Origin of the sequence: Hymenobacter terrestris, assembly GCF_013377905.1 — a bacterium.
Lineage (GTDB): Bacteria > Bacteroidota > Bacteroidia > Cytophagales > Hymenobacteraceae > Hymenobacter > Hymenobacter terrestris.
Genome location: NZ_JABKAV010000006.1, coordinates 101629 through 126375 on the forward strand (window position 1 = coordinate 101629; position 24747 = coordinate 126375).

Sequence of the window (24747 nt, forward strand, 5' to 3'; positions counted from 1 at the left end):
TGGCTTACTACGGCTTGGATTTCGCCCGCTCGTACTGCACCGGCCACTTCACATCAACCCCTAGCTCGTGGGCGGCGTGGAGCGGGAAATACGGGTCGCGCAACGACTCGCGTCCCAGCAATATCACGTCGGCCTTGCCGGAAGCAACAATTTCCTCGGCCTGTTGGGCATCGGTGATGAGGCCGACAGCGCCAGTGGGCAGGCCGGTTTCGCGGCGCACCTGCTCGGCGAACTGCACCTGGTAGCCGGGGCCCACAGGAATATCAGCCTTGGGCACATTGGCGGCTGTCGAGCAGTCGAGCAAATCCACGCCGGCCTCCTGCAGCAGGCGGGCCAGACGCACTGAGTCGTCGCCGGTCCAGCCGCCTTCGGTCCAGTCGGTGGCCGAGATGCGCACCCACAGCGGCAGCGAATCGGGCATTTCGGCACGGGTGGCCGCCACCACATCCAGCAGTAGCCGAACGCGGTTTTCGAATGAGCCGCCGTACGCATCGGTGCGCTCGTTGCTGAGGGGCGACATGAATTCGTGCAGCAGGTAGCCGTGAGCCGCGTGCAGCTCAATCACCTCGAAACCGGCCTCAACGGCCCGGCGGGCACCCTGCCGGAAATCTTCTACTACCTGCTCAATTCCGGCTTTATCCAGGGCCTGCGGAGTGGGATAGTCGTCGCTGAAGGCCAGGGCGCTGGGGCCCACGGTGGTCCAGCCGCCCTCGGCCGGGGTCAGGGTGTGGCCGCCCTGCCAAGTGTTGGCGTGGCTGGCTTTGCGGCCGGCGTGGGCCAGCTGAATGCCCGAGGCGCCGCCTTGGGTGCGGATAAAATCGGTGATGCGGCGCAGGCCGGGCACATGCTCGTCCTGCCAGATGCCGAGGTCGTCGGGGGTGATGCGGCCGATGGGCGTGACGGCGGCGGCTTCGAGCAGCACCAGCCCGGCCCCGCCCACGGCCCGCGAACCCAGATGCACCAGATGCCAGTCGGAGCTGAAGCCATCAACGGAGCTGTACTGGCACATGGGCGAGATGATGATACGGTTGCGGAGCGTGACGCTACGCTGGGTAAAGGGCTGAAACAGATGAACCATTCGGGAATTTATTGTTGAATCGGGGTGAAAAGAAGTGAGGCTGGAGCCCGCCGTAATAACAAAACGGGCCGTAAACGTTTTATCCGCCGCCGCTTCGCCTCTCCTACGGCCCGGCCGGTCTTTCAACCAAATCACCCTCTATTTCTCTGCCCATGCGTACCATCAAAGCCGTTCATCAGGCCCAAAGCGCCCCCATTGCCGATCTGACGACCTTCCGCGCCCTGCCCACCAGCTTGTTGCAGCACCTCGACCCGTTTCTGTTTCTCAATCACCACGGCCCGCAAACCTACCCGGCCCGCAACCGGGGCCTACCCTTCGGCCCTCACCCCCACCGCGGCTTCGAAACCGTTACGTTCATTCTGGAAGGCGACATTATGCACCAGGATTCGGGCGGGCACCGCAGCGTCATCGGGCCGGGCGGCATTCAGTGGATGACGGCTGGCCGGGGCCTGATTCACTCCGAAATATCCTCCGACGAGTTCAAGCAGGCTGGCGGCCCGCTGGAAATCCTGCAGCTCTGGGTAAACCTGCCGGCCCGCCTGAAAATGACGGAGCCCCGCTACACCGGCCTGCAGAAACCTGAAATTCCGACCGTAACGCTCGATGAGGGCCGCGTGACCATCCACGCCGTATCGGGCGAGTGGGACGGTACTGCCGGAGCCGTGCAGCCGCTCACCAACATGGCGCTGGCTACCGTTAATTTCCGGCAGGATGGTCAGCTGCACCTGAACATTGCGGCCGAGCGCACGATTTTCTGCTACGTGATTCGGGGCCGGCTACGCATAAACGGGCAGGAGGCCGAGGCCCGGCAGCTGGTCGAGTTCAACTACGATGGCAATGAGCTGGAGGCACAGGCCCTGACCGATGACGCCATACTTCTGCTCGGCCACGCCACGCCGTTCGGGGAGCCCATTGTAGCCGCCGGACCGTTCGTGATGAATTCCGAAGCCGAAATACGGCAGGCCTACCAGGATTATCAGGCGGGGCTTTTCGGTACCTGGACCGAGTAAGCAGCCGAAAGATGAGCTATGCTGGCCTATAACGCAAAGAAAATGATTGTGTACAATCATTTTCTTTGCGTACATTTGTAACCGAAGCTGTTACTTACCTGGTTATGAACACCCGTTTTGCCGTTGCAACCCACATTATGGCCTACCTGGCGCACTCTTCTGGGCAGCCGGTGTCGTCGGATGTGCTGGCTGGCAGTGCTGGCACGCACCCGGTAGTGGTGCGGCGGCTGCTGGGCACGCTGGCGGCGGCTGGGTTGGTACGCAGCCAGCGCGGCAGCGGCGGCGGCACGCTGCTGGCCCGCTCACCGGCCGACATTTCGCTGCTCGATGTGTACCGGGCCATGCAGCAGGCCGAGCCCGACCTGTTTCAGGTAGGCAGCACCACCCCCAACCACCAGTGCGACTTGGGCCGGGTAATGCAGCAGACACTCGAAGGACTATTCGGGCCGGCTATTGAGGCCATGTACACGGCATTAGCGGCCGTTTCGCTGGCTCAGCTGCAGCAGCAGCTACACCAGCGGCTGGCAGATTGCTGTTCCCAAAGCTCGGCCTGACCAAAAGTGTTGGCCCATATTTGGGCAGCTTCTCTTTTATTCAATTTTACTTCTGCTGGGTTTCGGCTCTCTTCGCAGAAGCGCCTTTTTTACCGGTTACTGGCCCAAACAGGGCCGTCCGACTCAAGAGTCAGCTGGTTCCAACTCATGAAAAAATCAATTAGCGCGGGGCTACTCCTGCTTGCCTTCGCGGCTGGCGGCACTGTGCTCCCCCGCTGGCTGGCTCATCCTCGCCCAACTCCGGTTTCTGTTGTGGTGCCCCCGCCAACGCCTGCTTCGGCAACGATAGCAGGCGAGCCACTGCTGGCCGGCCACAGAGGCCGGGTTCACGAGGTGTTCTACTACGAAGGCCAGCACGTGCGGCGCGGGCAATTGCTGCTGAAACTACTCCAGAAGCAGCCCAGCGTACAGCAGCAGCAGTTGCAGCTTCGGCTGGAGCGGCAGCTGCAGGCCTATGCAGCGTTGCAGCACCAAGCGGCCCCAACCGGGCAACTGGAGGCAGCGCAGGCTCAGCTAGCTGCCACCCGCGAGCAGCTGGCGCGGGCCGTGCCCATGCTCCATTTCGTGTATGTAACGGCCCCAGCCGATGGCCAGATGCTGGCGCCTACCGCCCACGCCGGCGACCAGCTCCGGCCTGATTCGCCGGTGGCGCAGCTGGTTGCGTTGCCTACTCCCGATACTACGCCGCTACTCTCCCACGTTGAGTAGGGCCCCAATAGTCTGTTTTTTTGCTTTCTGATTCTCTCATGGAAAATATCATTCGTTATCAGGTAGAGCGGATGCTGCTGCGCAAAGGCCGCAACCCGGCTCTGGTGATGCAGCCCGGCACCCGACTGCAGCAGGACATCGGCCTCGACTCCATCGACCTGGTGGAGCTGGCTATCAACCTGGAGCACCGCTTTCACATCGAAATAACCGATGCCGAAATGGAGGCCCTGCGCACCGTGCAGAACGTGCTCGACTGCGTAGAACACCACCTGACCGAGACTACGATGGCCGTAGCGGCGGGCGGCAGATAGTCGTTTGCCACAAGCCAGTGCAGCGGCCCGCAAAGGCCCCCACCGAAATCCAGCTACACCCTAATCCGGCTTGGCTGCGTATCTTTTTTCATGATTCCACTCATTACCTACACGCCCCGCCTGACGCTGGTTGCTGCCAGCCGGGCCTTGCTGATTGCTGAAACCGCCAAGCCGCAGTACTTCCCGGTGCTGCTGGGGGCCCAGCTGCCCCAGCACTGGCCCCCGCCCGAGTACGATACCGAGGTGCAGCAGCACGCGCTGGAGCAGCTTACGGTCGGCGGCCGCGAGGCAGCGGGTTGGTACGGCTGGTATGCCCTGCTACGGGCCGGCGCCGAAGCTCCCGTCAATACGCTTATCGGTACCGGCGGCTTCCACGGCCCACCCGTCGATGAGACGGCCGAAATCGGGTTTGCCGTGGCCACCGACTGGCAGGGCCAGGGCCTGGGCGCCGAGCTGGTAGCCGGCCTCGTGCGCCACGCCGCCGACACGGATATGGTGCGCTACTTAACCGCCCGCATAGCCCCCACCAACGCCCCCGCCCGGCGCGCGCTCGAAGCCAACGGCTTCCACCAAATCAGCGAGGCCCCCGACACCGAAGGCCGGCACCTGTTTGGCCGAAATGTAACGGAGGCGGATAAGAATGAAGTCAAAGAGAAAAAATAAAGCGGCTTTTTAGAAAGGTCGAAGCACTCGAATTCGCATTCGTTGAGGTGAAGATAATAACTCAGGTGCTTCGACCTTTTACCCTTGCTCAGCTTTACTTTTTTCCTTTTTGGTGGTAGGGTACTGCATATCGAGGGCAACAAGCGTATCGCGCAGGGTTTGGGCCACAAAGTGCGCTTTGTACCAATTTTGGTCGGCAGGCACAATATGCCAAGGGCAGCTGGCAGGGCTGCAGTGGCGGAATACGTCTTCGTAGGCGGCGCGGTAGGCGGGCCGCTGACTGGCTTTCTTCTCGTCGCCGGCCTCGTATTTCCAGCGTTTATCGGGGTCGGTAATGCGCTCCTGCAGCCGGTCCTGCTGTTCTTCCTCCGATACGTGCAGGTAGAACTTGAGTATAGTGGTCCCGGCCTGCTGCAGCAGCTTTTCGAAGTTATTGATGGCCGTGAAGCGCCGCCGGGCCTCGGCATCATTAATCAGCCCTTCCACGCGGGTAATGAGCACATCTTCGTACTGCGAGCGGTTGAACACCTGCATCATACCGCGGGCGGGCGTCTGCTGATGAATGCGCCACAGGAAATCGTGGGCCAGTTCGGTTTCGGTGGGCTCCTTAAACGAATACACCCGCACCCCCTGGGGGTTGATGCCGCTGAACACGCGCCGGATCAGGCCGTCTTTGCCGCTGGCATCCATACCCTGCAGAATGATGAGCACGCTGTGGCGGCCCTCGGCGTAGAGGCGGTCCTGCAGCTCCACCAGCTCCTGCCGGAGCTTTTTATTGGCGCGTTTGGTGGCCGCTTTGCGGGCGTTGGCCGGCGCGCGGGTGGGCAGCTGGGTAAGGTCGAAGTCAGCCATAGTCTTGATTTGCTGCTGGGTTGATATAGTCCTACTTCCCCACCGTACCCAGAGCGGCAAGCGTAAGCGGGCCTTCGGACACGTAGCGCTGCTGGGCGCTCAGGCCCACGTCCCGTAAATCCTGGAGCAGCCCTGCTCCGGCGGCCTCGGGCGTAAACGCTTCGGTGGTCGTTGAAATTAGGGTAATGGGGCGCTCGGGCAGGCCTACGAGCGTGGCGCGACGGTCGATGGAGGGTGGGAAAACGGGTGCGTACAGCAGCAGCCGGTCGTAGTGGGTGCGGCCGCTGGCCAGCCAGCGACAGGCGGCAGCCGCGCCGTGGCCGTAGCCCAGCACCGTTACGGGCACGTTGGTGGGGCAGTTGGCCAGCACTTCGACGGCCAACTCATCTAGGTAAGTGGTCAGGTCGGCCAGGTCGGGCAGCAGCGAATCAGGCGCAAACCACGAGGCGACCGTCACGGGCGTTTCGGTGGGACCAGCCGGCAGGGCGTAGCGCGAAAGGCCTTCAGGTAACACCAACAGGCGGTCGGGCGTATCGAAATTGACGAGTTGGGCTGCAAAAGCGGCCAGCGGCTGGCCTTCACCGTGCAGGCAGAACCACACGTGCTTAATATCGGCACCCGGTTCGCCGAGGCTGATGTAGCGGGCTGTGCGGGCCGTAGAAATGGTGTTGAGCTCCATAATGTGAAGGGGCTGAAATTGGATGTCTGCCCCAGTGTACGCAACGGCCGGGCTTTCCGCTGCCTGCGTGGTGGTGCACCCCTCCTCCTCTACACCCGACACAATGGCCGAAACTGCGCAAAACATCTTGCTTCAGCCAGACTTTATGACATTACAGGGACACCCGAGCCAACTTTGGGGGCTTGGTACAACTTTTGAAATAAGTCAGTCACATCATCTGTAAGGACCTATCTTATGAACCTGATCAGCAAAGAATTCATCCGTAACATTGCGCCCCAGCTCGACCTGCTCAACACCTTGGGTGGTGGCATCGCGCAGGCCCAGGTGCGCGTTGATAAGCGGGAGAAAGGCGTCATTATTCGTGTTGCCCTTCCTTCGGTTAATCCCCAGAGCTTCCACGTCGTACTCAACGAAAATACCCTGACCGTGTACGCCGAGTTCCGGCATACATCTGAGGATAAGTTGGCCGCGCCGCTCTTCAGCCGCAGCCTTAGCCTGCCGGCCGGTCTCAACGCCAGCCGCATCGATGCTGTGTTCGAAGGTTCGGAGCTGCTCGTGCGTATTCCTTACGCCGCCAACGACGAGCCGCGCGAAATCGACATCAGACAGCGCTAAGCCGCGCATTGCTCTATAACGCCGGAACCGACCGGCCCATGTCTCACCTGGCCACTGCCTCTGCAGTGGCTTTTTTCATGGATTTCCGTTTCGCTGAACACCTATCTGTTGCGGAGGAACAGCGGTAGCGCGCATTAGGAAAAGAGCGGAATAAGCAGCGCGAATCCCACAAGTAGCGAGAGATAGAACCAACTCATGAGCTGGCCCCGCAGGCGGCGCGGCAGCCGGTTGCTGAGTACCAGTACGGCCACCACCACCAGCGTCAGGTGTAGCAGCAGAAACACGACCGTCTTCACCCAGTTGCTCACAATCGTGTTTTCGGGCTGCAGTTGGTCGGCCATGCCCAGGCCCGAAGTAGCAAACTTCAGCGCGTAGTATGCGGCTATTTCGAAAACCACGAACAGCCCCGCCCCCACTAAAAAAGCCAGCGGTCCGGTTTTCTGCTTGATTTCAGCCATGAAAGGTGAATGGTGAGATGGTGTTGTGGGAAGCCGGCCTGCGCTACTTGGGCGGTTGCGGTTGAGGAAGTGGCCTGCTGAGGCAAACGATGATAACCGCCTTACGGCACCAGTAGTACCCGCAGAACATCGACCCGCCAGCTCGCTACTTGGCCTTGCGCAGTTCGGACGTGCGGGTTTCAACATAGAGTGCCTCCACTTTGGTGCGGGCCCAAGGTGTGCGGCGCAAGAAGGTGAGGCTGGATTTGATGCTGGGGTCCACCGAAAAGCAGTTGATGCGGATGCGGCTGTCGAGCCCGGGCCAGCCGTAGGCCGCCACCAGGTACTCCAGAATATGGGCCAGCGTAACGCCGTGCAGCTCCCGAATCAGGTGGCCCGATTCGTCGCGGGCATCGTGGGCAGAAGGACGGGATGGTTGAGACATGACAATGAAATTGAGAAGCCGAAGGTGCGAAAAAACCGGCGGTTGCGCGCCATTTGCGGGGTCTTTTCGGCGGTTGGGGCACCAACGGGCCAGCGTGGGTCGTTATCTTTGCTCACGTACCGTCGGTTCTATGCCTCTTACGTCCTCTTCGTCGGCCCGCTCGCGTCCGTCGCGCCCTACCCGGAGGCGGAAGCCCGGGCGGCGATGGGTAGGCTGGCTGCTGGCCGGACTGCTGCTGGCGGGCCTCGGCATTTACGGTCGCTATTCGGCCCAGCTGAACCGCTACGCCCGCCGGGCCTACGCTACCCTGCGCACCAGCTCGCTCACGGGCCAGGAAAAAACCCCTCTGCGGGCCGGCTACGCGGTGCATGGCATCGATGTATCGTCGTACCAGGGGCGCATCGACTGGCCAGTAGTGGCCCGCAATGAGGTCCGGTTTGCCTTTATCAAGGCCACCGAAGGCGGCACCCTGCGCGACCCACGCTTCGGGCGCAACTGGCGCGGGGCGCGGGCAGCCGGTGTTTTTCGCGGGGCTTACCACTACTTCCACCCCAAATCCGACCCAACCAAGCAAGCCAACTTATTCACGCGCACCGTGCCCCTTTCTCCCGGCGACCTGCCCCCGGTGCTCGACGTGGAGCACGCCAATTTCCATGATGTGGCCCAGATGCGGCGCGGAGTGGCGCTGTGGCTGCGGCTGGTAGAGCGCCACTACGGCGTGCGGCCCATTCTGTACTCCAATTACGGCTTCTACCAGCGCCACCTGGCAGGCCACTTTGATGAGTATCCGTTGTGGCTGGCTCACTACGAAGTCGACCAACCCCGGCTGCCAGCCAGCCGCTGGATTATCTGGCAGCATTCCGACGAGTCGTACGTGCCCGGCATCCGTGGCCCGGTCGATTTCAACGTGTTTCAGGGTAGCTTTGAGCGGCTGCGGGCCCTGCGGATTTCGCCAAAACGGCCGTAGTGCCCCGGCCAGTCCGTTTTCACGCTTTTAACTCTACTGCTATGCGCTGCTTTTTCCGACTTGGGCTGTGTTGCGGGGCCGGGCTGCTGCTGGCCGGCTGCGCGGGCACCGGGGCCTTCACCGAGTCTGGCAAGGCCTCTTTCTACGCCGACAAGTTTGAGGGCCGGCGCACGGCCAGCGGCACCGTGTACCGCTCCGGCCAGCTCACGGCAGCCCACAAAACGCTGCCCTTCGGCACGCAGGTCCGCGTGACCAACCCGCGCAACAACCGCTCGGTGAAAGTAGTCGTAACCGATCGGGGCCCGCATGTTAAAGGCCGCATCATCGATTTATCGAAAAAAGCGGCCCGCAAAATCGACATCATTGACGACGGCGTGGCCCCGGTAACGCTGAAAGTCATTCGCAAAGCCCGGTAGCTAGGCCTACCTTACCACTCATTACTATGCGCATCCGTAAAAAAATCCGCTGGTCGGCCCCCACCGAGGCTGACCGTTTCACGCAGCTCAGTTCCTTCATTCAGGCGGCCGAAGACGAGGGCTGGAGCGAGGATGAGGTGCAGTTCGTTATCAACGAAATCGTGGAAGCCCCCAACGAAGCCGAGGTGGCTCTCATCTTCCAGGATTACAGCCATTAGCGGCCGGCATAAAATACCAACAACACGAAAAAGGGGCCGGCAATGCGTAAGCAAAGCCGGCCCCTTTTTTTTAAACAGTACTAAGTCAGCATCTCGAAGCCTTGATTACCGCTTCTTTTTGCCTTTAGCCTTCATTATCTGCACCTGCTGGAGGCTATCCTGCTCAGCCTTCATGGCGCGGGTGGTCATGCGGCCCGTCAACGACATATAGTCGCCTTCCTGCAGGCGAACCGTGGTGCCGTCGGCCATCATAATCGTGCCGTCGGGCTGCACTTTGGTGCCGTTTACCAGGGCCGACTCAGCGGTAATGGCGCCGGTGTGGGCGTTGCGCGTTTCGAGCACCTTACCGTCTTTCATCAGAAAGCCATCCTTCATGGTGGCCCCAGTGGACACCACGCGGGCCTTGGGCTGTACGGCGCGACGCACGGGTGGGGTTTTGGTTTGGGCCTGAGCAGCAAGTGTGCCGGCCATCAGCATAACAGCCGCGAGGGTAACAAAAAATTTCATAAAGCAAGCAGTATGGGGGTGGAGGGAAGACCGGCCGACGCCGGCAATGTGACGGTAACCCACAACGGGCTGGGTTCGTTCTAAAGTATTGACTGGCCTGACCTCTACCAAATTCGGGCCGATTTTTCTTCTGTCCTTCCGCCCTACCCGCTCGTGGATTACAAAGACTACTACAAGACGCTGAGCGTCGACAAAAAGGCCACGCAGGACCAGATAAAAAAGGCCTACCGCAAGCTGGCCCGTCAGTATCATCCGGATGTGAACCCCAACAACGCCGAAGCCGAGCAGAAATTCAAGGAGGCTAACGAGGCCAACGAGGTGCTCAGCGACCCCGAAAAACGCCAGAAATACGACCAGCTGGGTGCCGACTACCAGCGCTACCAGCAGGGCGGTGGCCGCCCCGGCGGTAGCGGCGGCTTCGATTGGTCGCAGTATTCACAGGGTGGCGGTGGCGCGGGTGGCGCCGACCCATTTGGCGGGGCCGACTTCTCCGACTTTTTCGGTTCCATGTTCGGGGGTATGGGGGGCAGTGGTGGCGGCGGCAGCCGCCCCCGTGCCGGCCAAGATTACCAGGCCGAGTTGGAGCTAACGCTGGAAGACGCTTACCGCGGCGGGCCGCGCACGCTTACCGTCAATGGCAAAAATCTGCGCCTCACCATTCAGCCGGGCGTTGAGGATGGGCAGGTTATCCGGCTGCGCGACCAGGGCGGCCCGGGCCGCAGCGGGGGGCCGGCGGGCTCGCTCTACATTACGCTCCACATCCGGCCCGACCCGCGCTACGCCCGAACCGGTAACGACCTGACCATGGATGTGCCAGTGGCCCTGTACACGGCCCTGCTGGGGGGCGAGCAAACGGTGGAAACACTGTCGGGCACCGTCAAAATCAATATCAAGCCCGAAACCCAGAACGGCACCCGCCTGCGCCTGCGCGGCAAAGGTTTCCCGGTGTATCGGCAGCCAGATCAGTTCGGCGACCTATACCTGCGCCTCTCCCTCAACCTGCCCCAGCACCTGACGGAGCAGGAGAAAACGCTGTTTCGCCAGCTGGCAGAGCTGCGTTCCTGATTTTAGGCTGTTGACCAATGGCAGTTAACCGATGGCGCTGTTCCGATTGGATACCAATCAAAAGCAAAACGAACACCTTAAAAGCCCCAAGATTATGGAAGCGGCTATTATTACGATTACTTTCCGTGAGTGCGGGGTGCGCTATGGGTTGAGCGAAACCGAGGTGCGCGAGTTTGTGCGCTTCGGGCTGTTACATTCGGCCCCCGATATGCCTGACGCGGTGCGCGAAGAACCAGAGCGCGTAGCCCGTCTGGCCCGTTTGTACCAGGAACTGGGCCTGGGCAAAGCCAGCCTCGACGTAGTGCTGAACATGCACCGTCAGCTGGAGCAGTTGCAGCAGGAAGTGCGCCGGCAGCAGGCCCGGGTGCAGCAGCTGGAAGCTTTCTTGGGCGGCAGCGCGCCCCTGCTCGATTTTGACAGCCAGGGACCGGCTAGTTAGTTGGGCCTCGACTCGAACCACTCATTATCTTTTGATTTACAGATCATTGCAACAACAATCTTGATTATATACAAGCTCATCTACAGATAGACAACTTTTTCGCTCCTAGGCAAGTATAGAAACTCATTCTGCGTCCGCAGAACGCTCTCCCGTCACTTTTTCCCTATCTATATGCTTCCACGCATCCCCTTTTCGAAGGTGCTGGCGTTGGGTATAGCGGCCTGTACCCTGGCCCCCCAACTGACCCAGGCCCAAACGGCCGACCGTAAGACCAACATCAGCGTGTACTACAACTGGCTGCAGTACCACGGCGACCTCGGGTCGGAGTGGTTCAAGCAGGACAAGGTAGAATACGGCCTGGGCCTGACGGTGAGCCGCTACATTGCGCCCGGCCTCGACATTGGTCTGGACCTGAGCTATGGCGACATGAAGTTCTCGGCCGACTATCCGAAGAACACGCAGTACGCCGTCCGGCGCTTCGATGCCAACGTGGTGAACGTTGGTATTCCAATCAAGCTGAAGCTCAACAATGGCTGGGCTCTGAAGGAGGATGCGTTTATCGCGCCTTACCTGGTGGTGCAGCCCGGCGTATTCTTCGCCAGCCCCGACCTGTACGACATCAACGACCGGCTAATCAGCAATTCAGACGTGTATGCGTTTGATATTCAGGCGGCTGCCGGTATTAAGTTCAACTTCTCGCCCGCTGTTGGCCTGTTCATTCAAACCGGCCAGCACTACCCGCTCACCGATCAGGTGGACGGCATTACCAATGTTGGCGAACTCAACGACCGGTACCTGCAGCATAAGCTGGGCCTGAGCTTCAACCTCGGCAAGATGGCCGATGAGGATGGCGATGGTGTATCGGACAAGAAGGACAAGTGCCCCGGTACGCCGGCTGGCGTAGCCGTTGACCTGACCGGTTGCCCGCTTGACGGCGACAAGGATGGCGTTCCGGATTACCAGGACAAGTGCCCGACCGAAGCCGGCGTAGCAGCCCTCGAAGGCTGCCCTGACCGTGACGGTGACGGTGTACGCGACAGCGAAGACAAGTGCCCCGACACCCCCGGCAAAGCGGCCCTGCAGGGTTGCCCCGACGCCGATAACGATGGTGTAATCGATAGTGTAGACAAGTGCCCCGACACGCCAAGCGGTGTGCAGGTAGATGCCACTGGTTGCCCGCTCGATGGTGATGGTGACGGCGTTCCGGATTACCTCGACCGTTGCCCTGCCCGTCCGGGCCCAGCCTCGAACAAAGGTTGCCCCGAAATGAAAGTAGAGGAGAAGAAGCGTCTGGAAGAAGCCACCAAGTTCATCCAGTTCGAGTTCAACAAGGCGGCCCTGAAGCCTTCGTCGTATTCGACCCTCGATGCTCTGTCGCAAATCATGCAGGACTACCCCGACTACTTCCTGAGCATCTCGGCCCACGCCGATAGCAAGGGTGAGGACAACTACAACCTGCGTCTGTCGGATGAGCGTGCTGCCTCGGCCCGCGCTTACATGCTGAGCAAAGGCGTACCCGCCGACCGTATCGTGTCGAAAGGTTACGGTGAGGCTAAGCCAATTGCCAGCAACACCACCGATGCTGGCCGCGCCCTCAACCGTCGCGTCGAGTTCGATGTGTACCTGCCCGGCGACCCGAACCCAGCCGTTGAGAAGTATGGCCAGGCCCCCGAAATAATGGAGGCCCCGGCTGTAGCTCCCAAAGCTGCTCCGGTGAAGAAGGCTCCGGTTCGCCGGCCCGCCCCGCGCCGCAAGTAATTTCGGCTCAAGTAAAGTAAAAAGCAGCCCGCTCGTATGAGTGGGCTGCTTTTTTGTGGGGTATTGGGAGGGTTGATAAAGGCTGATGAAAAATATTTCAACAGAACATTATCTATTATTACGAATTATTCGTACAATTACGAAACAATCGTACTTGCTCTTATGGAACGACTTACCCAACCCGAGGAAGATGCCATGCGCGTTTTCTGGGACCTTCAGGGCGGCTTTATCAAGGATGTGCTGGAGCAACTGCCCGAGCCCCGGCCGCCCTACACCACGCTGGCTTCCACGGTGCGCAACCTGGAGCGCAAGGGCTACCTCAGCGCCGAGAAGCTGGGCAACACCTTCCGGTTTACGCCCGCCATTGCGGCCGAGGAATACCGGAAGCGGTTTCTGGGCACTTTCGTGGGCGACTACTTCCGCGACTCCTACAAGGAGTTGGTTTCCTTCTTCGCCAAGGAGCAGAAAATAAGTGCCGAAGAGCTGAAGGAGATAGTGCGCATGATTGAAAACGGCCCACCGAAATGAGTGCGCCCGAGCTGTTGCCCTACCTGCTGAAGGTGAACGGGGCGCTGGTGCTGTTCTGTGCCGTGTACTATCTGGGGCTGCGGCGGCTCACATTTTTCGGGCTGAACCGAGCCTTCTTGCTCTTCGCGCTGCTGTTTGCGCCCACCTACCCGCTCCTGGATTTTAGCGGCTGGCTGGCCCGCACCGCGCCGCGCCCCGCAGAGCTGCTACGCCTGCCGGCCGAGTGGTCTGGGCTGGCGCTACCTTCCCCAACGGCTGCTCCGGCCGCTACCGACTGGCTGCTGGTGGCTTACTGGGTCGGTGTGATAGTGTTTGGGCTACGGCTACTGATACAGCTGCTGGCCGTGCGCCGCTTACACCGCCAATCCCGGCCACAGACGCTGCAGAGCTGGTTTTTTCGACGCCTGAGCGGGCCGGTCATGCCTTTTGCGTTCTGGCAAACCGTGTACCTGAACCCTGACCGGCACCCGGCTGCCGAGCTGCCCGCCATTCTGGCCCACGAGCATGAGCATGTGCGCCAGTGGCATACGATTGATATCCTGCTGGCCCAGCTAAGCCTAGTATTCTACTGGTTCAATCCGGGTGGTTGGCTGCTGCGCCGGGCCCTGCACGAAAATCTCGAGTTCCAGGCCGATTACCGGGTACTGCAAACCCGGGCGCACGATGCCAAAGCCTACCAATATTCGCTGCTGCACCAGAGTATCGAACACAGCCCCACTAACGAAATAGTCTGTCACTTCAACTTCCACCTTCTTAAAACCCGCATTGCCATGATGAATACCCAACCTTCGGCGCCCCGTCAGCTGCTGCGCTACATCGCCGTGGTACCACTGGCCGCCGGCCTGCTGTTTGCCACTGCTGCTTCAACTGCTGCGCCCACGGAGGCGCCGGTTGCTGCTCTGAAAGCGGCAGTGATTGATGTAGAAAAGGAAGCGCCTATAAGCGCCTTGCCGCCGGCGGCGCTGGCCTACATCGTTCAGCAATACCCCGGCTACCGGCTTATCGGCCTGACTGAGGTGCGGGCCAATGATGGCAGCAACCTGCGCTACAAAGCCCAGATTGCCTTTGGCCGCCGCCCGACCGATGTGCTATTCGATGAAAAGGGCCTGCCACTGCAAACCGGTGATGCGCTGATTTTCCTCGACGGTAAACGCATCAGCCAGGCAGAGATGAATAAGCTTGACCTGAAGCTGATTGAAAGCACGAGCGTACTCAAAGGCAATGCAGCTCTGAAGGCCTTTGGCCAGGATGCTGCCAGCGGAGCCATTCTGATTATTACAAAGCAGAACAAGGATTCACCGGAAGTGCGAGACTTTGTGCGCAAGTACGGCATTGTAAATACCCCGGCTAGTCCCGCAGTTGAGCAACTTACGCAACTGGTCGTTTCTGGTCAGGGGCTGTCGACCAACGACCTGCAGGGGCGACTACTGCTAGTAAACGGCCAGGAAGCATCAGTTGAGCAGTCGAAGGTAGCAACGGACCAACTACAGAGCGTGTTCGTAATGGATGCCGAGCAGGCCACTAAGAAGTACGGTGCAAAGGGGGCCAAGGGGGCCGTACTTATCGAAACTAAGTAGCGCATACCGCTTGCGCATATTCTGAGTCTCAAGCCGCCTGAGCTATAACGCCTTAGTGGTTCAGGCGCGGCTGCCAACGCATTATCGGCGCTATTGGTTTCATATCAGATGGCGCTAAAAAGAAGGAGCGCGTCCAAAAGGGCCTGATTTTCGTAGGGATTAAAGACCACACAAAATAAACTACTGCTTTAGGAGTTTATCCCAGCGTCGCGGGGGCTCGTGCAACCGCGGCGCTGGCGTTGGTATCCTTCGGGTATATTCCTCATTCTTAGCGCTTATCTATGTCGTTTTCCTTATTAGTCGGCGCGGTGCTCGTAACGGCCGCCCTCAGTATAGCCGGTGTTGCGCGGGGCCAGGGCCAGTTGGTTGGTGCGGCCGAAACCCGCGTAGTGGCTGCGCCTAGCCTTTATTTTCTCGATGGGCAGCTCACGGACAAAAAAACTATTGACGAGCTCAACCGCCGAACCATTGCCTCGGTGAATGTGGTGAAGGGCGCGGAGGCAGTCCGGATTTTTGGGGACACTGCCGGCGAAGGCGTAATGATTGTGGTAACCAAGCGCAACGTGACTTCGGCCGGCGTAGCCGAGTTCAACCGCCGCTACGACATCCGGCCCGTAGAGGTGCCGGCAACCCCTCTTCCGCCGGCCCCGCGCGTGCAGCACTAACCAAGCAATGGGGTCCGGAGTATCAATTTGGCTCCCGGCAACGTATAAAGGGTTTTCAACCATTTGATTTACAACCCTATGCTTCGCTACATTATCCTACCCCTATTACTGACCGGCGGTGCGATGTCTGCCGCTACGGCCCAGACCACTGAAGTCGAAACTCATCTTGCCCCTTCTGACACCACAAACCGGGTGGAAGGAATTTATGTAGCCCCTGGGATGACCGGGGCTCCTAAGCAGCAAGTAACTACCGACTACGACAACCAGCCACTTAAGCGGGCAAAAAAAGCGAAGAGCAAGCCCTCGACGCTTATTTCAAATGAGCCGCGTAAGCCGGCCAGCCGGCCCTAATCTGGTACATCAGTAGTGTCCCAGTCAACGCTGGGCGTGGTGGCCGCGTATGGCAACAACCCGGCTGTCTGACCGGGCTTACCTGTTTCTGCCCGCATGACCATCGACACCACCTCGCTCGCCGATTTTCTTGACCTCAGCCATCGGCCCGATTTGGGCATTATAGCCGCCCGTTGGCTGCGACCCACTACTTCGGGCGAGCTGCGGGCAGGCTACCAGTTGCTGCTGAACCATGCGGGTACCTGTAGTGCCTGCAACTGCTGGCTGATTGATGCCCGCCGCCGCGTTCGGGTAGATTTGAGCGATGTACATTGGCTGACTGAGCAATTTTACCCGACGCTACGGCAGCACCTGGGCCACCATGTGTTTCTGGCATTTCTGGTGGCCCCCTACCAGCTCGAAGATGCCCAGGACGATACACTACCCGCCATGCCTCATACCCACGGGGACTACTGCTCAGTGCACCAGTTCACTGATGAGGGGGAGGCCGTGCGCTGGCTTCGCTCGCGCCGGTAGGCTACCGACCGTCCGATCGTACGTTTTTTTGCACTCTGAGAAGCAAGCCAATTCAGCAAAGTCGAAAAAAGCCAATTATTTACTGGTTATATAGGCTGTGCAAAATATTCGTGGAAAGATGAATTTTTATAGTGCCTGATTTTCGTTTACCTTCATTGTGAGCTAAATACTCCGCACCCGAAGAGACGAAAATACTTTCAGCAGGCCTTTCCATTCACTCTTTCCTTCCTCTATATGTTCAAAACGCTACTTTTCCTTTTGCTGGCTTTTGCCATGATGCTGGATCCGGCACCAGCCCGCGCTACAATCAAGGCGCATGCTACCACAAGCACTACCCTGCTGTTGGCTCCTGCCGGGGCCGAGGGAGGCTTTTTCCGGCGTGCCCCACGCAAGGGTCGTCCCAACTACATGAGTTACAAGGGTGGTGCCCGCAAAAAAATGAAGAAGCTCGGCCCCGTGCGTCGCTGGAAGCTGCGGCGTAAGGCCCAAGCCAAGCGTCGCATGCACGGGCCAAGCGTGAAAGCCGGTGTCCCAACCCGGGTGATGAAGAAATAGCCAGCCTTCCTACTGGTCTGCCAAAGCCGCTTCCTGCCCGGGAAGCGGCTTTTTTGCGGTAGGGGCGCAACCACTGCCCGCCAACCAAACGCCACAATGCGCGTTTAGCCAGCGAGGGTACCATCAAAACCCATCCTGCTCAACTCACCTGTCCGGCCGCTGGCTGCTACTGCCCGGCGGCGGTTAGCTTGCGTTTCTGGGCGGTTAATGGCAGCCGTACGGGAGCCCCTTTCAACCCACATTTGCATGAACGAAGTAATTGAAATCCGCCACCTGCAGGCCGAAGACTACGAATCATTTGACGCGGCTATGCGGCGGGCCTATCCCGAAATGGGCAGCTACTGGCCTGCCAAGTCGCTGGAGCGGCTCCAGGAGCTGTTCCCAATGGGGCAGTTGGTTGTAACGATAAACGGGGCGGTGGTAGCGGCCGCGCTGGCCATTATTGTAGAGCGCGCCAAGTACCCCGATGAGCATACCTACCGCCAGATTACCGGCGAGTACACCTTCAGCACCCACGACCCGGCCGGCGACACGCTCTACGGCATCGAGGTGTTCGTGGACCCCGATTACCGCGGGCGGCGGCTGGCGCGACGGCTCTACGAGGCGCGCAAGGAGCTGTGCGAACGGCTCAACCTTCGGGCCATTACGTTTGGAGCCCGTATTGCCGGCTACCGCGAGTACCAGGAAACCATGACGCCCAAGGACTACGTGCAGCGGGTAAAAAACCGCGAAATCGTGGATCCAGCCCTCAATTTTCAGCTCTCCAACGACTTCCATCCGGTGCGCGTAATTCGGGGCTACCTGCCCGGCGACGAGGCCTCGGGCAACTATGCCCTGCTGATGGAGTGGGACAACATGCTCTATAGCCAGCGCCCTGCCACCGCCGTAGCGCCCAAAACGCAGGTGCGGCTGGGCCTGGTGCAGTGGCAAATGCGCCTCTACGACAGCTTCGACGACCTGTTCCAGCAGGTCGAATACTTTGTGGACGCGCTGTCGGCGTACCGGGCCGACTTTGCCCTGTTTCCGGAGCTGTTTCATGGCCCGCTGATGGCCGAAACCAACGAGCTGGCCGAAATAGATGCCATCCGCAAGCTCAGCCAGTTTTCGCCCGAAATCCTGCGCCGTTTCACGCAGCTGGCCGTCAAGTACCATATCAACATCATTACCGGCTCGATGCCCGAGCTGGCCCCCGATGGCCAGCTGATGAACGTGGGCTATCTGTGCCGCCGCAACGGCACCACCGAGCGCTACGAGAAAATCCATGTAACGCCTAACGAAGCCAAGTACTGGGCCCTGAAGGGCGGCACCAGTCTCCAGACCTTCGACACCGACAGCGGCCGGATAGGTGTGCTCATCTGCTACGACTCGGAGTTTCCGGAGCTGGCCCGCCTGCTGGCCGACCAGGGCATGGACATTCTGTTTGTGCCCTTCCTCACCGACACCCAGACCGCCTACTCGCGGGTGCGACACTGCGCCCAGGCCCGGGCCATCGAAAACGAGTGCTACGTGGCCATTGCCGGCTCGGTGGGCAACCTGCCCCGCGTAAAAAACATGGACATCCAGTACGCCCAGTCGGCCGTACTCACGCCCTGCGACTTCTCGTTTCCGACTACCGGCGTGAAGAGCGAGGCCACGCCCAACACCGAGATGATTCTGGTAACCGACGTGGACTTGTCCATTCTCGACAAGCTACGCCAGCAGGGCAGCGTGCAGAACCTGCGCAGCCGCCGCCACGATGTGTATTCGCTGAGTTCGGCCCAGCTAATGCCCAAGCACTAAGTCCGCTCCCAAGCAACGTCGGCCACCTGGCTGTCGTACCACAAGCGGCGGGCGCCATGCCCGTTTCTCACGCTAGCGTCTCCTGTTTATGTTCCGATTTTTGACCGTTGCCCTGCTGCTCGGGGGCCTGAGTGCCCCGCTGGCCGCCCGCGCCCAGAACCGCGCCCCTGTTACGCCTACCCGCCACCAGCCCACCGAGCGCATCAGTCCGGTGCCGGGGGTGGTGCTGCCCACGGGGGCAAGCCAGCGCACGGCCGAGCCGCTGGCCGTACCCACCGTCGAGCCCAACGCCCAGCTGCCCATGCCCCAGGTGCAGTTTGGCCAGGTAAGCGCCGATTCGGTGCTGATGGAAACCGTTGCCCCGGCCCCCAAGCCCCCTCTGCGCAAGCGCAAGCGTAGCGCCCGCCAGTAGAACGGCAGCTGATCGGCTTTAGCGCGAACCGAAGGACTGCAAAGCGAAGCTCCAGCTTCGCGTATCGTTGAACGAAGCTGTGTAGTGCAGCCGTCGGCAACGATACGCGAAGCTGGAGCTTTGCGCTATGTTCGGGTATTGGGGCGGGTTTTACTTCACCTTCACGGTGCCGTCGTCGGCGTCGCGCTTTACTTTGTTGCCGTTGGCGTCCTTTATCTTGATGTCGCCATCGGCCTGCTTCTTGATTTTGCTGCCGTCGTCGCCCTTAATGGTGGTGCCGGCGGGCAGGTCGGCGGCACGCTCTATGGGAGTTTCGGTGGCGGGTGTCTCGACGACGGCGGGCTGTTCGGTGGTTTGCGAGCAGGCGCCGAACAGCAGCAGCAGGGCGGTGGCGGTACTCAGAAGCAGGGAAACGCGTTGCATGGCGGGGAGAAGTTGATGAGTGATGAAAGCCGGCGACCCCGCCCGGGGCCGTCGTGTCCCTGCTACGTGTTGCGGGGCAGCCGCGTTGGCCGGCCCCGCGCTTTCCGTAGCTTTGTTTTCTAGCTTATTCGTCATGCTCTCCGATACTCCCGCCGAGCTACTCCAGCTCACCTTCCGCGCCGACCTCGACCTACTGGTGGGCCGCTGGACCCACCAACCCGAGCCGGCCCTGCTGCCGGCTGCCTACCAGCAGCTGACCCACGCGGCGCTGGCCCACAACTGCCGCTACTGGCTGCAGGATATCCGCCGCCGCATCGTCAACGACCCGGCCATTACCCGCTGGCTGCTGGCCGAGTATTTCCCCGACATGGCCCGCCGCCTCGCAGGCCTGCGCGTGGCCTACCTCACCAGCCCGGCCCTGCTGGCCCACATCATGGCCGACCCCACCTTCAAGCCGGTGGAGTATTACGACAGTCAGCCCTACCAGATCCACTTTTTCGGCGACGAGGGCGCGGCGGTGGCGTGGCTGAAAGAGGGGCAGGCTACCCGCACGACGCAGAAACGCAACGGTTGACGTCTCGTTGGTGCTGATGTTGTCCGTTCTGTGTTATCGTTGCTGACATCCGTCATTCCACCTCCGCGACGCCGAGACGCGAAACATTGCGTTTCCACCCCGTTCAACCCAGAAGCCCCGCCTCCATGCTTACCCCCGAAGAAACCCGCCGCTACCGCCGCCACTTGCAGCTGCCCGAAATTGGCGAGGCGGGCCAGCTGAAACTAAAGGCGGCCCGGGTGCTGGTGGTGGGCGCGGGCGGGCTGGGCTGCCCGGTGCTGCAATACCTGGCCGCCGCCGGCGTGGGCACGCTGGGCATCGTGGATGCCGACACCGTGGACGAGAGCAACCTGCACCGCCAGATACTATTCGGGCCGGCCGATGTGGGGCGCCGCAAGGCCGAAGTGGCCGCCGAAGTGCTGGCCCGCCTGAACCCCTTGGTAGCCACCGAAGTACACGCCCGGCGGCTCGACGTGGCCAACGTGCGGGCGCTGGTGCAGGCCTACGACGTGGTAGTAGACGGCACCGACAACTTCGCCACCCGTTACCTACTGAACGATGCCTGCGTGCTGCTGGACCGGCCGCTGGTATCGGGGGCCATTTACAAGTTTGAGGGGCAAGTGAGCGTGTTCAACTACCGGGGCGGGCCCACCTACCGCTGCCTGTTTCCGGTGCCGCCCGCTGCCGAGGAGGCCCCCAACTGCTCGGCCACCGGGGTGCTGGGCGTGCTGCCCGGCGTGGTGGGCACGGCCCAGGCCACCGAAACGCTGAAGGTGCTGCTGGGCCTGGGCGAGGTACTGTCGGGCCGGCTCTGGCTGTTCGATGCCCTCACGTTTGCCACCCGCATCCTGCGCTTCGCCCGCCACCCCGAGCAGGCCGCCCTGCACCTGGGCACCGCCGACCCGGCCGCCTACGCCGAGCTGTGCCAGCCGGCCCTACCCACCATCTCGGCCGCCGAGTTGCGCCACGAACTGGCCGGCCCCGCCGCCCCGCTCCTGCTCGATGTGCGCGAGCCTCACGAGTACGCCGCCGGCCACCTGCCCGGCGCAGTTTCGCTGCCCCTGAGCCTGCTGGATGCCCGCGCCACCGAGGTGCCCGCCACTGGCCCGGTGGTAGTGTACTGCCAGGGCGGCACCCGCAGCGCCCAGGCCGTAGCCCGGCTGCAAACCGGGTTGGGGCTGCTGAATTTGCGCAGTTTGGAGGGCGGGATACAGGGCTTCGGGGAAGTTTAGCGGCTGGCGCCAACCAGCCCGTCATTGCGAGCGGAGCGAAGCAATCCGTGGGAGCAACGAGCTAAGCTCCGATAAGCGCCAAGCCCCCGGTAGGCAAAGCCCCCCGTCATTGCGAGCGAAGCGAAGCAATCCGTGGGAGCAACGCGCCAAGCCCCGATAAGCGCCAGGTCCCTGCCTCAACGTGCGAACAGCCTGTCATTGCGAGCGGCGCGAAGCAATCCGTGGGAGCAACGAGCTAAGCTCCGATAAGCGCCAAGCCCCCGGTAGGCAAAGCCCCCGTCATTGCGAGCGGCGCGAAGCAATCCATAAAGGCATCAAGCCCAACCTAATGCAGCAAAAAGCCCGGTCGCGAGCTTGCTGCCAGCCTCTGCCTCACCCTATATTCAAGCATGAAAACCTACTACGTTTACCTGCTCACGAATAAAAACAAAACGGTGCTCTACATTGGGGTGACCAACGACCTGCAACGCCGGGTGGGTGAGCATAAGGTGGGGCTGCATCCGGGCTTCACTAAAAAGTATAACCTGCACTATCTCGTCTATTTTGAGTCGTATCCGGATATAAAAGCGGCTATTGCGCGGGAGAAGCAACTCAAGGCGGGCTCCCGGCAAAAGAAGGAAGCCCTGATTATGGCGGAGAATCCGGAGTGGCTGGACCTGGCCGCTGACTTCTGAGACGTGCGTGGCATTGTTTCGCCTGCCGGGGGCTGGGCGCTACACTGGGCTGGGCATGCTGCCTTTATGGATTGCTTCGCTCCGCTCGCAATGACAGGCTGTTCGCACGTCGAGGCAGGGGCTGGGCGCTACACTAGGATGGGCGCTTTGTGCCCACGGATTGCTTCGCGCCGCTCGCAATGACGGTTCTTCCCGCTTTCCGGCCCTATCTTCCCCGCCGCCCCACACTCCCAACCCATCCCTGCTCCCGCCATGCCCTTCTCCCTGGCCGAACTGCGCCACCGCGCCGCCGACTTTGCCCGCCTGCACGCCGACGACCACGACGAGAAGTCGCAGGCCCAGGACTTTCTGCGCGATTTGTTCGACGTGTTCACCCCCCAGGGGCGGCGGCGGGCGCGTTTCGAGCAGCGCGTGAAGAAGTCCGACGGCGCGCAGGGGTACATTGATGCGCTCTGGCCCGGCACGCTGCTCGTGGAGATGAAAAGCCGGGGGCGCGACCTCGACGCGGCTTACCAGCAGGCCCTCGACTACCTGCCCAACCTGCCCCAGGGCGCCCTGCCCGGCTACGTGCTGGTATCCGACTTTGCCCGCCTGCGCCTCTACGACCTCGATGCCGGCCTGCGCCACGACTTTGCCCTGGCCGAGCTGCCCGAGCACCTGCCGCTGTTCGGGTTTCTCACGGGCTACCGGCCCGCCGGCCAGCAGCGCCCCGAAGACCCCGCCAACGCTGAGGCCGCCGAGCTGATGGCCCAGCTCCACGATGCGCTGCTGGCCGAGGGCTACGGCGGCCACCCGCTGGAGGTGCTGCTTGTGCGCCTGTTGTTTTGCCTGTTCGCCGAGGATACGGCCATCTTCGACAAGGACGAGTTCCGGGCGCTGCTGGAGGAGCACACCGCCCCCGACGGCCACGATGTGGGCGGGCGGCTGCTGGAGCTGTTCGCGGTGCTCGATACGGCCGCCGGGCAGCGGAGCGCCGCGCTGCCGCCGTTTCTGGCCAGCTTCCCCTACGTGAATGGGGCGCTGTTCCGGGAGAACTTCCGGCCCCCAGCCTTCACGCCGGCCACCCGCCAGCGCCTCATTGATTGCACGTACTTCGACTGGAGCCGCATTTCGCCCGCCGTGTTCGGCTCGCTGTTTCAGAGCATTGCCGACCCCCGGCAGCGCCGCACGCTGGGGGCCCACTACACCTCCGAGCCCAACATACTGAAGGTGCTCGGGCCGCTGCTGCTCGACGGGCTGCGCCAGGAGCTAACCCAGGCCGGGCAGGGCCGCCCCGCCCTCACGCGGCTGCAAAACCGGCTGGCGGACCTGCGCCTGCTCGACCCGGCCTGCGGCTGCGGCAACTTTCTGGTAGTCGCCTACCGCGAGCTGCGCCTGCTGGAGCACGAGATTCTGGAGCGCCTGTATGCCGGCGAGGTGGCCCGGGGGCGCAACGTGAATCTGGCCCTGTATCAACAGGTGGGCGTGGGGCAGGTGGCGGGCATCGAGATTGAGGAGTTTGCCGCCCGCATTGCCGAAGTGGCCCTCTGGCTCATGGACCACCAGCTCAACCTGGCCCTGTCGGCCCGCTTCGACCAGCGCTACGTGCGCCTGCCCCTCACGGGCGGCGCCCGCATCGTTAACGACAACGCCCTGACCCTGGACTGGAACGCCGAGTTTCCGGCCCTCGACTACATCGTGGGCAACCCGCCGTTTGTGGGGCAAGCTATGCAGACTACCGAGCAGAAGGCCGCCGTGGCCGCCGTGGGCAACAATCTGAAAGCTGTGGGGGCGCTGGACTTCGTGGCGGCTTGGTACTTGAAGGCCGCGCAGTACACGCAACAGCATCCGGCGCAAGTGGCCTTCGTTTCTACCAACTCCATTGTGCAGGGCGAGCAGGTAGCCATCCTCTGGGGTGAGATGGTGAACCGCTACAACGTGGACATTCTGTTCGCGCATCGCACCTTTAAGTGGAGCAACGAGGCGCGGGGCAACGCGGCGGTATTCTGCGTGATTATCGGCTTCGCGCAGGCGGGCAAATCTGGTCCCCGGCTCTTGTTTGATTACGAGAAGCCCACCGCGGAGCCATTACGGCGAGTGGTGAGCCACATCAACCCATATTTGGTAGATGCGCCCACGGTATTTGTGGGCAACCGTACCCGGCCCCTCAGTCCCGATGTGCCGCCGATGGTTTGGGGCAACAAGCCTACTGATGGCGGTAACCTGATTATGCTGCCCGAAGAAAAGGCGGAGCTATTGGCGGCCGAACCGGGCGCCGCGCCTTGGGTCCGGCGCTATGTGGGCGGCGACGACCTTATCAATAATAAGGAACGGTACTGTTTGTGGCTGAAAGACATCAGCCCCGGCCAGTTGCGGGCGCTTCCCCAAGTGTTGGCACGGGTAGAAGCCGTGCGCCAGACGCGCCTCGCCAGCAAAGCGCCTTCCACCCGAAAGAAGGCCGACTCGCCCACCTTGTTCGTGCAAATTGCCCAGCCCGCCACTGACTACCTCGCCGTGCCGGAAGTGTCGTCGGAGCGCCGCAAGTACATTCCGATTGCATTTCTTCCCAAGGAAACCATTGCCAGCAACACAATACAGGTAGTCCCCAATGCTACGCCTTACCTGTTTGGGCTGCTGACTTCGGATATGCACATGGCTTGGATGAGGCAGGTATGTGGCCGCTTGAAGTCTGATTTTCGATACTCAAATTCTCTCGTCTACAACAACTTCCCCTTTCCCCCGAACCCCACGGCGGGGCAGCGGGCGGCCGTGGCGGAGGCC

At 61.3% G+C, this 24747-nt stretch carries 30 protein-coding genes; 23 read left to right on the plus strand and 7 right to left on the minus strand.

Translation table 11 applies throughout. The features are described 5' to 3' along the window. Positions 1-7: 7 nt before the first annotated feature. Positions 8-1078 carry an NADH:flavin oxidoreductase/NADH oxidase gene (locus HW556_RS03845; protein ID WP_176898138.1) on the minus strand — a complete coding sequence of 357 codons (1071 nt, stop codon included), beginning with the start codon at positions 1076-1078 and terminating at the stop codon, positions 8-10. A 152-nt stretch (positions 1079-1230) separates the two neighbouring features. On the opposite strand from HW556_RS03845, the gene HW556_RS03850 reads away from it, so the two are divergent. The 5 genes from HW556_RS03850 (at position 1231) to HW556_RS03870 (ending at position 4324) form a co-directional block, all read left to right on the plus strand. Further along, a complete protein-coding gene (locus tag HW556_RS03850; RefSeq protein ID WP_176898140.1) occupies positions 1231-2088 on the plus strand; it encodes a pirin family protein in 858 nt (285 codons plus the stop codon). A 104-nt stretch (positions 2089-2192) separates the two neighbouring features. Then, positions 2193-2642, plus strand: coding sequence for an Rrf2 family transcriptional regulator (locus tag HW556_RS03855; RefSeq protein WP_176898142.1), 450 nt, complete (start codon positions 2193-2195; stop codon positions 2640-2642). Between the two features lie 147 nt (positions 2643-2789). Then, the gene (locus tag HW556_RS03860) at positions 2790-3350 is read left to right on the plus strand and encodes a biotin/lipoyl-binding protein (protein ID WP_176898144.1); all 561 of its coding nucleotides are present in this window, start codon (positions 2790-2792) and stop codon (positions 3348-3350) included. 38 nt (positions 3351-3388) lie between these two features. Next, a complete protein-coding gene (locus tag HW556_RS03865; protein WP_176898146.1) occupies positions 3389-3661 on the plus strand; it encodes a phosphopantetheine-binding protein in 273 nt (90 codons plus the stop codon). Between the two features lie 90 nt (positions 3662-3751). Continuing rightward, positions 3752-4324, plus strand: coding sequence for a GNAT family N-acetyltransferase (locus HW556_RS03870; RefSeq protein WP_176898148.1), 573 nt, complete (start codon positions 3752-3754; stop codon positions 4322-4324). A gap of 78 nt (positions 4325-4402) precedes the next feature. On the opposite strand, the gene HW556_RS03875 is transcribed toward HW556_RS03870, so the two are convergent. Together HW556_RS03875 and HW556_RS03880 are read right to left on the minus strand one after the other, a co-directional pair. Then, positions 4403-5176, minus strand: coding sequence for a PPK2 family polyphosphate kinase (locus tag HW556_RS03875; RefSeq protein ID WP_176898150.1), 774 nt, complete (start codon positions 5174-5176; stop codon positions 4403-4405). Between the two features lie 31 nt (positions 5177-5207). After that, entirely contained in the window at positions 5208-5855 is a 648-nt protein-coding gene (locus tag HW556_RS03880) for a hypothetical protein (RefSeq protein WP_176898152.1), read from the minus strand. Positions 5856-6089: 234 nt separating this feature from the next. Here HW556_RS03880 and HW556_RS03885 point away from each other — a divergent pair, with 234 nt between their 5' ends. Further along, positions 6090-6470 carry an Hsp20/alpha crystallin family protein gene (locus HW556_RS03885; protein WP_176898154.1) on the plus strand — a complete coding sequence of 127 codons (381 nt, stop codon included), beginning with the start codon at positions 6090-6092 and terminating at the stop codon, positions 6468-6470. 134 nt (positions 6471-6604) lie between these two features. Here the strand turns inward: HW556_RS03885 and HW556_RS03890 are convergent, their stop codons facing one another. Beyond that, positions 6605-6928 (minus strand): hypothetical protein, encoded by a 324-nt coding sequence (locus tag HW556_RS03890; RefSeq protein ID WP_176898156.1) that lies wholly within the window; start codon positions 6926-6928, stop codon positions 6605-6607. A gap of 145 nt (positions 6929-7073) precedes the next feature. After that, entirely contained in the window at positions 7074-7352 is a 279-nt protein-coding gene (locus tag HW556_RS03895) for a VF530 family protein (RefSeq protein ID WP_176898158.1), read from the minus strand. Positions 7353-7482: 130 nt separating this feature from the next. Here HW556_RS03895 and HW556_RS03900 point away from each other — a divergent pair, with 130 nt between their 5' ends. Genes HW556_RS03900 through HW556_RS03910 form a run of 3 tightly spaced genes read left to right on the plus strand, consistent with a single transcriptional unit; the run spans position 7483 to position 8953 of the window. After that, positions 7483-8319 (plus strand): glycoside hydrolase family 25 protein, encoded by an 837-nt coding sequence (locus HW556_RS03900; protein WP_176898160.1) that lies wholly within the window; start codon positions 7483-7485, stop codon positions 8317-8319. Between the two features lie 41 nt (positions 8320-8360). After that, a complete protein-coding gene (locus HW556_RS03905) occupies positions 8361-8735 on the plus strand; it encodes a septal ring lytic transglycosylase RlpA family protein (protein ID WP_176898162.1) in 375 nt (124 codons plus the stop codon). 26 nt (positions 8736-8761) lie between these two features. Continuing rightward, on the plus strand, positions 8762-8953 hold the full coding sequence (locus HW556_RS03910; protein WP_176898164.1) for a hypothetical protein: 192 nt from the start codon (positions 8762-8764) through the stop codon (positions 8951-8953). A 105-nt stretch (positions 8954-9058) separates the two neighbouring features. On the opposite strand, the gene HW556_RS03915 is transcribed toward HW556_RS03910, so the two are convergent. Beyond that, positions 9059-9460: a DUF6799 domain-containing protein gene (locus HW556_RS03915; protein WP_176898166.1), complete on the minus strand. Its 402-nt coding sequence runs from the start codon at positions 9458-9460 to the stop codon at positions 9059-9061. Positions 9461-9613: 153 nt separating this feature from the next. Here HW556_RS03915 and HW556_RS03920 point away from each other — a divergent pair, with 153 nt between their 5' ends. The 10 genes from HW556_RS03920 to HW556_RS03965 all read left to right on the plus strand — a co-directional run bounded on the left by HW556_RS03920 (position 9614) and on the right by HW556_RS03965 (position 19105). Beyond that, positions 9614-10525 (plus strand): DnaJ C-terminal domain-containing protein, encoded by a 912-nt coding sequence (locus HW556_RS03920; protein ID WP_176898168.1) that lies wholly within the window; start codon positions 9614-9616, stop codon positions 10523-10525. Between the two features lie 94 nt (positions 10526-10619). Beyond that, positions 10620-10964, plus strand: a complete 345-nt coding sequence (locus tag HW556_RS03925) for a chaperone modulator CbpM (RefSeq protein ID WP_176898170.1) — start codon at positions 10620-10622, stop codon at positions 10962-10964. 171 nt (positions 10965-11135) lie between these two features. Next, on the plus strand, positions 11136-12722 hold the full coding sequence (locus HW556_RS18890; RefSeq protein WP_176898172.1) for an OmpA family protein: 1587 nt from the start codon (positions 11136-11138) through the stop codon (positions 12720-12722). A gap of 162 nt (positions 12723-12884) precedes the next feature. Beyond that, positions 12885-13250, plus strand: a complete 366-nt coding sequence (locus tag HW556_RS03935; RefSeq protein WP_176898174.1) for a BlaI/MecI/CopY family transcriptional regulator — start codon at positions 12885-12887, stop codon at positions 13248-13250. Beyond that, complete coding sequence (locus HW556_RS03940; RefSeq protein WP_176898176.1) at positions 13247-14827, plus strand: M56 family metallopeptidase; 1581 nt, start codon at positions 13247-13249, stop codon at positions 14825-14827. The genes HW556_RS03935 and HW556_RS03940 overlap by 4 nt, the downstream gene beginning before the upstream one ends. A 281-nt stretch (positions 14828-15108) precedes the next feature. Then, on the plus strand, positions 15109-15492 hold the full coding sequence (locus HW556_RS03945; protein WP_176898178.1) for a hypothetical protein: 384 nt from the start codon (positions 15109-15111) through the stop codon (positions 15490-15492). A gap of 447 nt (positions 15493-15939) precedes the next feature. Next, the gene (locus HW556_RS03950) at positions 15940-16359 is read left to right on the plus strand and encodes a hypothetical protein (RefSeq protein WP_176898180.1); all 420 of its coding nucleotides are present in this window, start codon (positions 15940-15942) and stop codon (positions 16357-16359) included. A gap of 234 nt (positions 16360-16593) precedes the next feature. Continuing rightward, positions 16594-16914, plus strand: coding sequence for a hypothetical protein (locus tag HW556_RS03955; RefSeq protein WP_176898181.1), 321 nt, complete (start codon positions 16594-16596; stop codon positions 16912-16914). Between the two features lie 246 nt (positions 16915-17160). Beyond that, positions 17161-18693, plus strand: a complete 1533-nt coding sequence (locus HW556_RS03960) for a bifunctional GNAT family N-acetyltransferase/carbon-nitrogen hydrolase family protein (protein ID WP_176898182.1) — start codon at positions 17161-17163, stop codon at positions 18691-18693. An 88-nt stretch (positions 18694-18781) separates the two neighbouring features. Next, positions 18782-19105: a hypothetical protein gene (locus HW556_RS03965; protein WP_176898183.1), complete on the plus strand. Its 324-nt coding sequence runs from the start codon at positions 18782-18784 to the stop codon at positions 19103-19105. 150 nt (positions 19106-19255) lie between these two features. Here the strand turns inward: HW556_RS03965 and HW556_RS03970 are convergent, their stop codons facing one another. Next, on the minus strand, positions 19256-19528 hold the full coding sequence (locus HW556_RS03970; protein ID WP_176898184.1) for a hypothetical protein: 273 nt from the start codon (positions 19526-19528) through the stop codon (positions 19256-19258). 133 nt (positions 19529-19661) lie between these two features. Here HW556_RS03970 and HW556_RS03975 point away from each other — a divergent pair, with 133 nt between their 5' ends. From HW556_RS03975 to HW556_RS03990, 4 genes are all read left to right on the plus strand, one after another. Then, positions 19662-20102: a hypothetical protein gene (locus HW556_RS03975; protein ID WP_176898185.1), complete on the plus strand. Its 441-nt coding sequence runs from the start codon at positions 19662-19664 to the stop codon at positions 20100-20102. 125 nt (positions 20103-20227) lie between these two features. Continuing rightward, positions 20228-21313, plus strand: coding sequence for a HesA/MoeB/ThiF family protein (gene moeB / locus HW556_RS03980; RefSeq protein WP_176898187.1), 1086 nt, complete (start codon positions 20228-20230; stop codon positions 21311-21313). A gap of 389 nt (positions 21314-21702) precedes the next feature. Further along, complete coding sequence (locus HW556_RS03985; RefSeq protein ID WP_176898188.1) at positions 21703-21987, plus strand: GIY-YIG nuclease family protein; 285 nt, start codon at positions 21703-21705, stop codon at positions 21985-21987. Between the two features lie 252 nt (positions 21988-22239). After that, positions 22240-24747 (plus strand): class I SAM-dependent DNA methyltransferase (locus HW556_RS03990; protein ID WP_176898189.1); only part of this gene is annotated, 2508 nt, incomplete at its 3' end.

What these genes read in the sequence shown, in the direction of transcription:
- HW556_RS03845 (WP_176898138.1), bottom strand. Translation starts at nt 1,078, where the DNA reads ATGGTTCATCTGTTTCAGCCCTTTACCCAGCGTAGCGTCACGCTCCGC.
- HW556_RS03850 (WP_176898140.1), top strand. Translation starts at nt 1,231, where the DNA reads ATGCGTACCATCAAAGCCGTTCATCAGGCCCAAAGCGCCCCCATTGCC.
- HW556_RS03855 (WP_176898142.1), top strand. Translation starts at nt 2,193, where the DNA reads ATGAACACCCGTTTTGCCGTTGCAACCCACATTATGGCCTACCTGGCG.
- HW556_RS03860 (WP_176898144.1), top strand. Translation starts at nt 2,790, where the DNA reads ATGAAAAAATCAATTAGCGCGGGGCTACTCCTGCTTGCCTTCGCGGCT.
- HW556_RS03865 (WP_176898146.1), top strand. Translation starts at nt 3,389, where the DNA reads ATGGAAAATATCATTCGTTATCAGGTAGAGCGGATGCTGCTGCGCAAA.
- HW556_RS03870 (WP_176898148.1), top strand. Translation starts at nt 3,752, where the DNA reads ATGATTCCACTCATTACCTACACGCCCCGCCTGACGCTGGTTGCTGCC.
- HW556_RS03875 (WP_176898150.1), bottom strand. Translation starts at nt 5,176, where the DNA reads ATGGCTGACTTCGACCTTACCCAGCTGCCCACCCGCGCGCCGGCCAAC.
- HW556_RS03880 (WP_176898152.1), bottom strand. Translation starts at nt 5,855, where the DNA reads ATGGAGCTCAACACCATTTCTACGGCCCGCACAGCCCGCTACATCAGC.
- HW556_RS03885 (WP_176898154.1), top strand. Translation starts at nt 6,090, where the DNA reads ATGAACCTGATCAGCAAAGAATTCATCCGTAACATTGCGCCCCAGCTC.
- HW556_RS03890 (WP_176898156.1), bottom strand. Translation starts at nt 6,928, where the DNA reads ATGGCTGAAATCAAGCAGAAAACCGGACCGCTGGCTTTTTTAGTGGGG.
- HW556_RS03895 (WP_176898158.1), bottom strand. Translation starts at nt 7,352, where the DNA reads ATGTCTCAACCATCCCGTCCTTCTGCCCACGATGCCCGCGACGAATCG.
- HW556_RS03900 (WP_176898160.1), top strand. Translation starts at nt 7,483, where the DNA reads ATGCCTCTTACGTCCTCTTCGTCGGCCCGCTCGCGTCCGTCGCGCCCT.
- HW556_RS03905 (WP_176898162.1), top strand. Translation starts at nt 8,361, where the DNA reads ATGCGCTGCTTTTTCCGACTTGGGCTGTGTTGCGGGGCCGGGCTGCTG.
- HW556_RS03910 (WP_176898164.1), top strand. Translation starts at nt 8,762, where the DNA reads ATGCGCATCCGTAAAAAAATCCGCTGGTCGGCCCCCACCGAGGCTGAC.
- HW556_RS03915 (WP_176898166.1), bottom strand. Translation starts at nt 9,460, where the DNA reads ATGAAATTTTTTGTTACCCTCGCGGCTGTTATGCTGATGGCCGGCACA.
- HW556_RS03925 (WP_176898170.1), top strand. Translation starts at nt 10,620, where the DNA reads ATGGAAGCGGCTATTATTACGATTACTTTCCGTGAGTGCGGGGTGCGC.
- HW556_RS18890 (WP_176898172.1), top strand. Translation starts at nt 11,136, where the DNA reads ATGCTTCCACGCATCCCCTTTTCGAAGGTGCTGGCGTTGGGTATAGCG.
- HW556_RS03935 (WP_176898174.1), top strand. Translation starts at nt 12,885, where the DNA reads ATGGAACGACTTACCCAACCCGAGGAAGATGCCATGCGCGTTTTCTGG.
- HW556_RS03940 (WP_176898176.1), top strand. Translation starts at nt 13,247, where the DNA reads ATGAGTGCGCCCGAGCTGTTGCCCTACCTGCTGAAGGTGAACGGGGCG.
- HW556_RS03945 (WP_176898178.1), top strand. Translation starts at nt 15,109, where the DNA reads ATGTCGTTTTCCTTATTAGTCGGCGCGGTGCTCGTAACGGCCGCCCTC.
- HW556_RS03950 (WP_176898180.1), top strand. Translation starts at nt 15,940, where the DNA reads ATGACCATCGACACCACCTCGCTCGCCGATTTTCTTGACCTCAGCCAT.
- HW556_RS03955 (WP_176898181.1), top strand. Translation starts at nt 16,594, where the DNA reads ATGTTCAAAACGCTACTTTTCCTTTTGCTGGCTTTTGCCATGATGCTG.
- HW556_RS03960 (WP_176898182.1), top strand. Translation starts at nt 17,161, where the DNA reads ATGAACGAAGTAATTGAAATCCGCCACCTGCAGGCCGAAGACTACGAA.
- HW556_RS03965 (WP_176898183.1), top strand. Translation starts at nt 18,782, where the DNA reads ATGTTCCGATTTTTGACCGTTGCCCTGCTGCTCGGGGGCCTGAGTGCC.
- HW556_RS03970 (WP_176898184.1), bottom strand. Translation starts at nt 19,528, where the DNA reads ATGCAACGCGTTTCCCTGCTTCTGAGTACCGCCACCGCCCTGCTGCTG.
- HW556_RS03975 (WP_176898185.1), top strand. Translation starts at nt 19,662, where the DNA reads ATGCTCTCCGATACTCCCGCCGAGCTACTCCAGCTCACCTTCCGCGCC.
- moeB (WP_176898187.1), top strand. Translation starts at nt 20,228, where the DNA reads ATGCTTACCCCCGAAGAAACCCGCCGCTACCGCCGCCACTTGCAGCTG.
- HW556_RS03985 (WP_176898188.1), top strand. Translation starts at nt 21,703, where the DNA reads ATGAAAACCTACTACGTTTACCTGCTCACGAATAAAAACAAAACGGTG.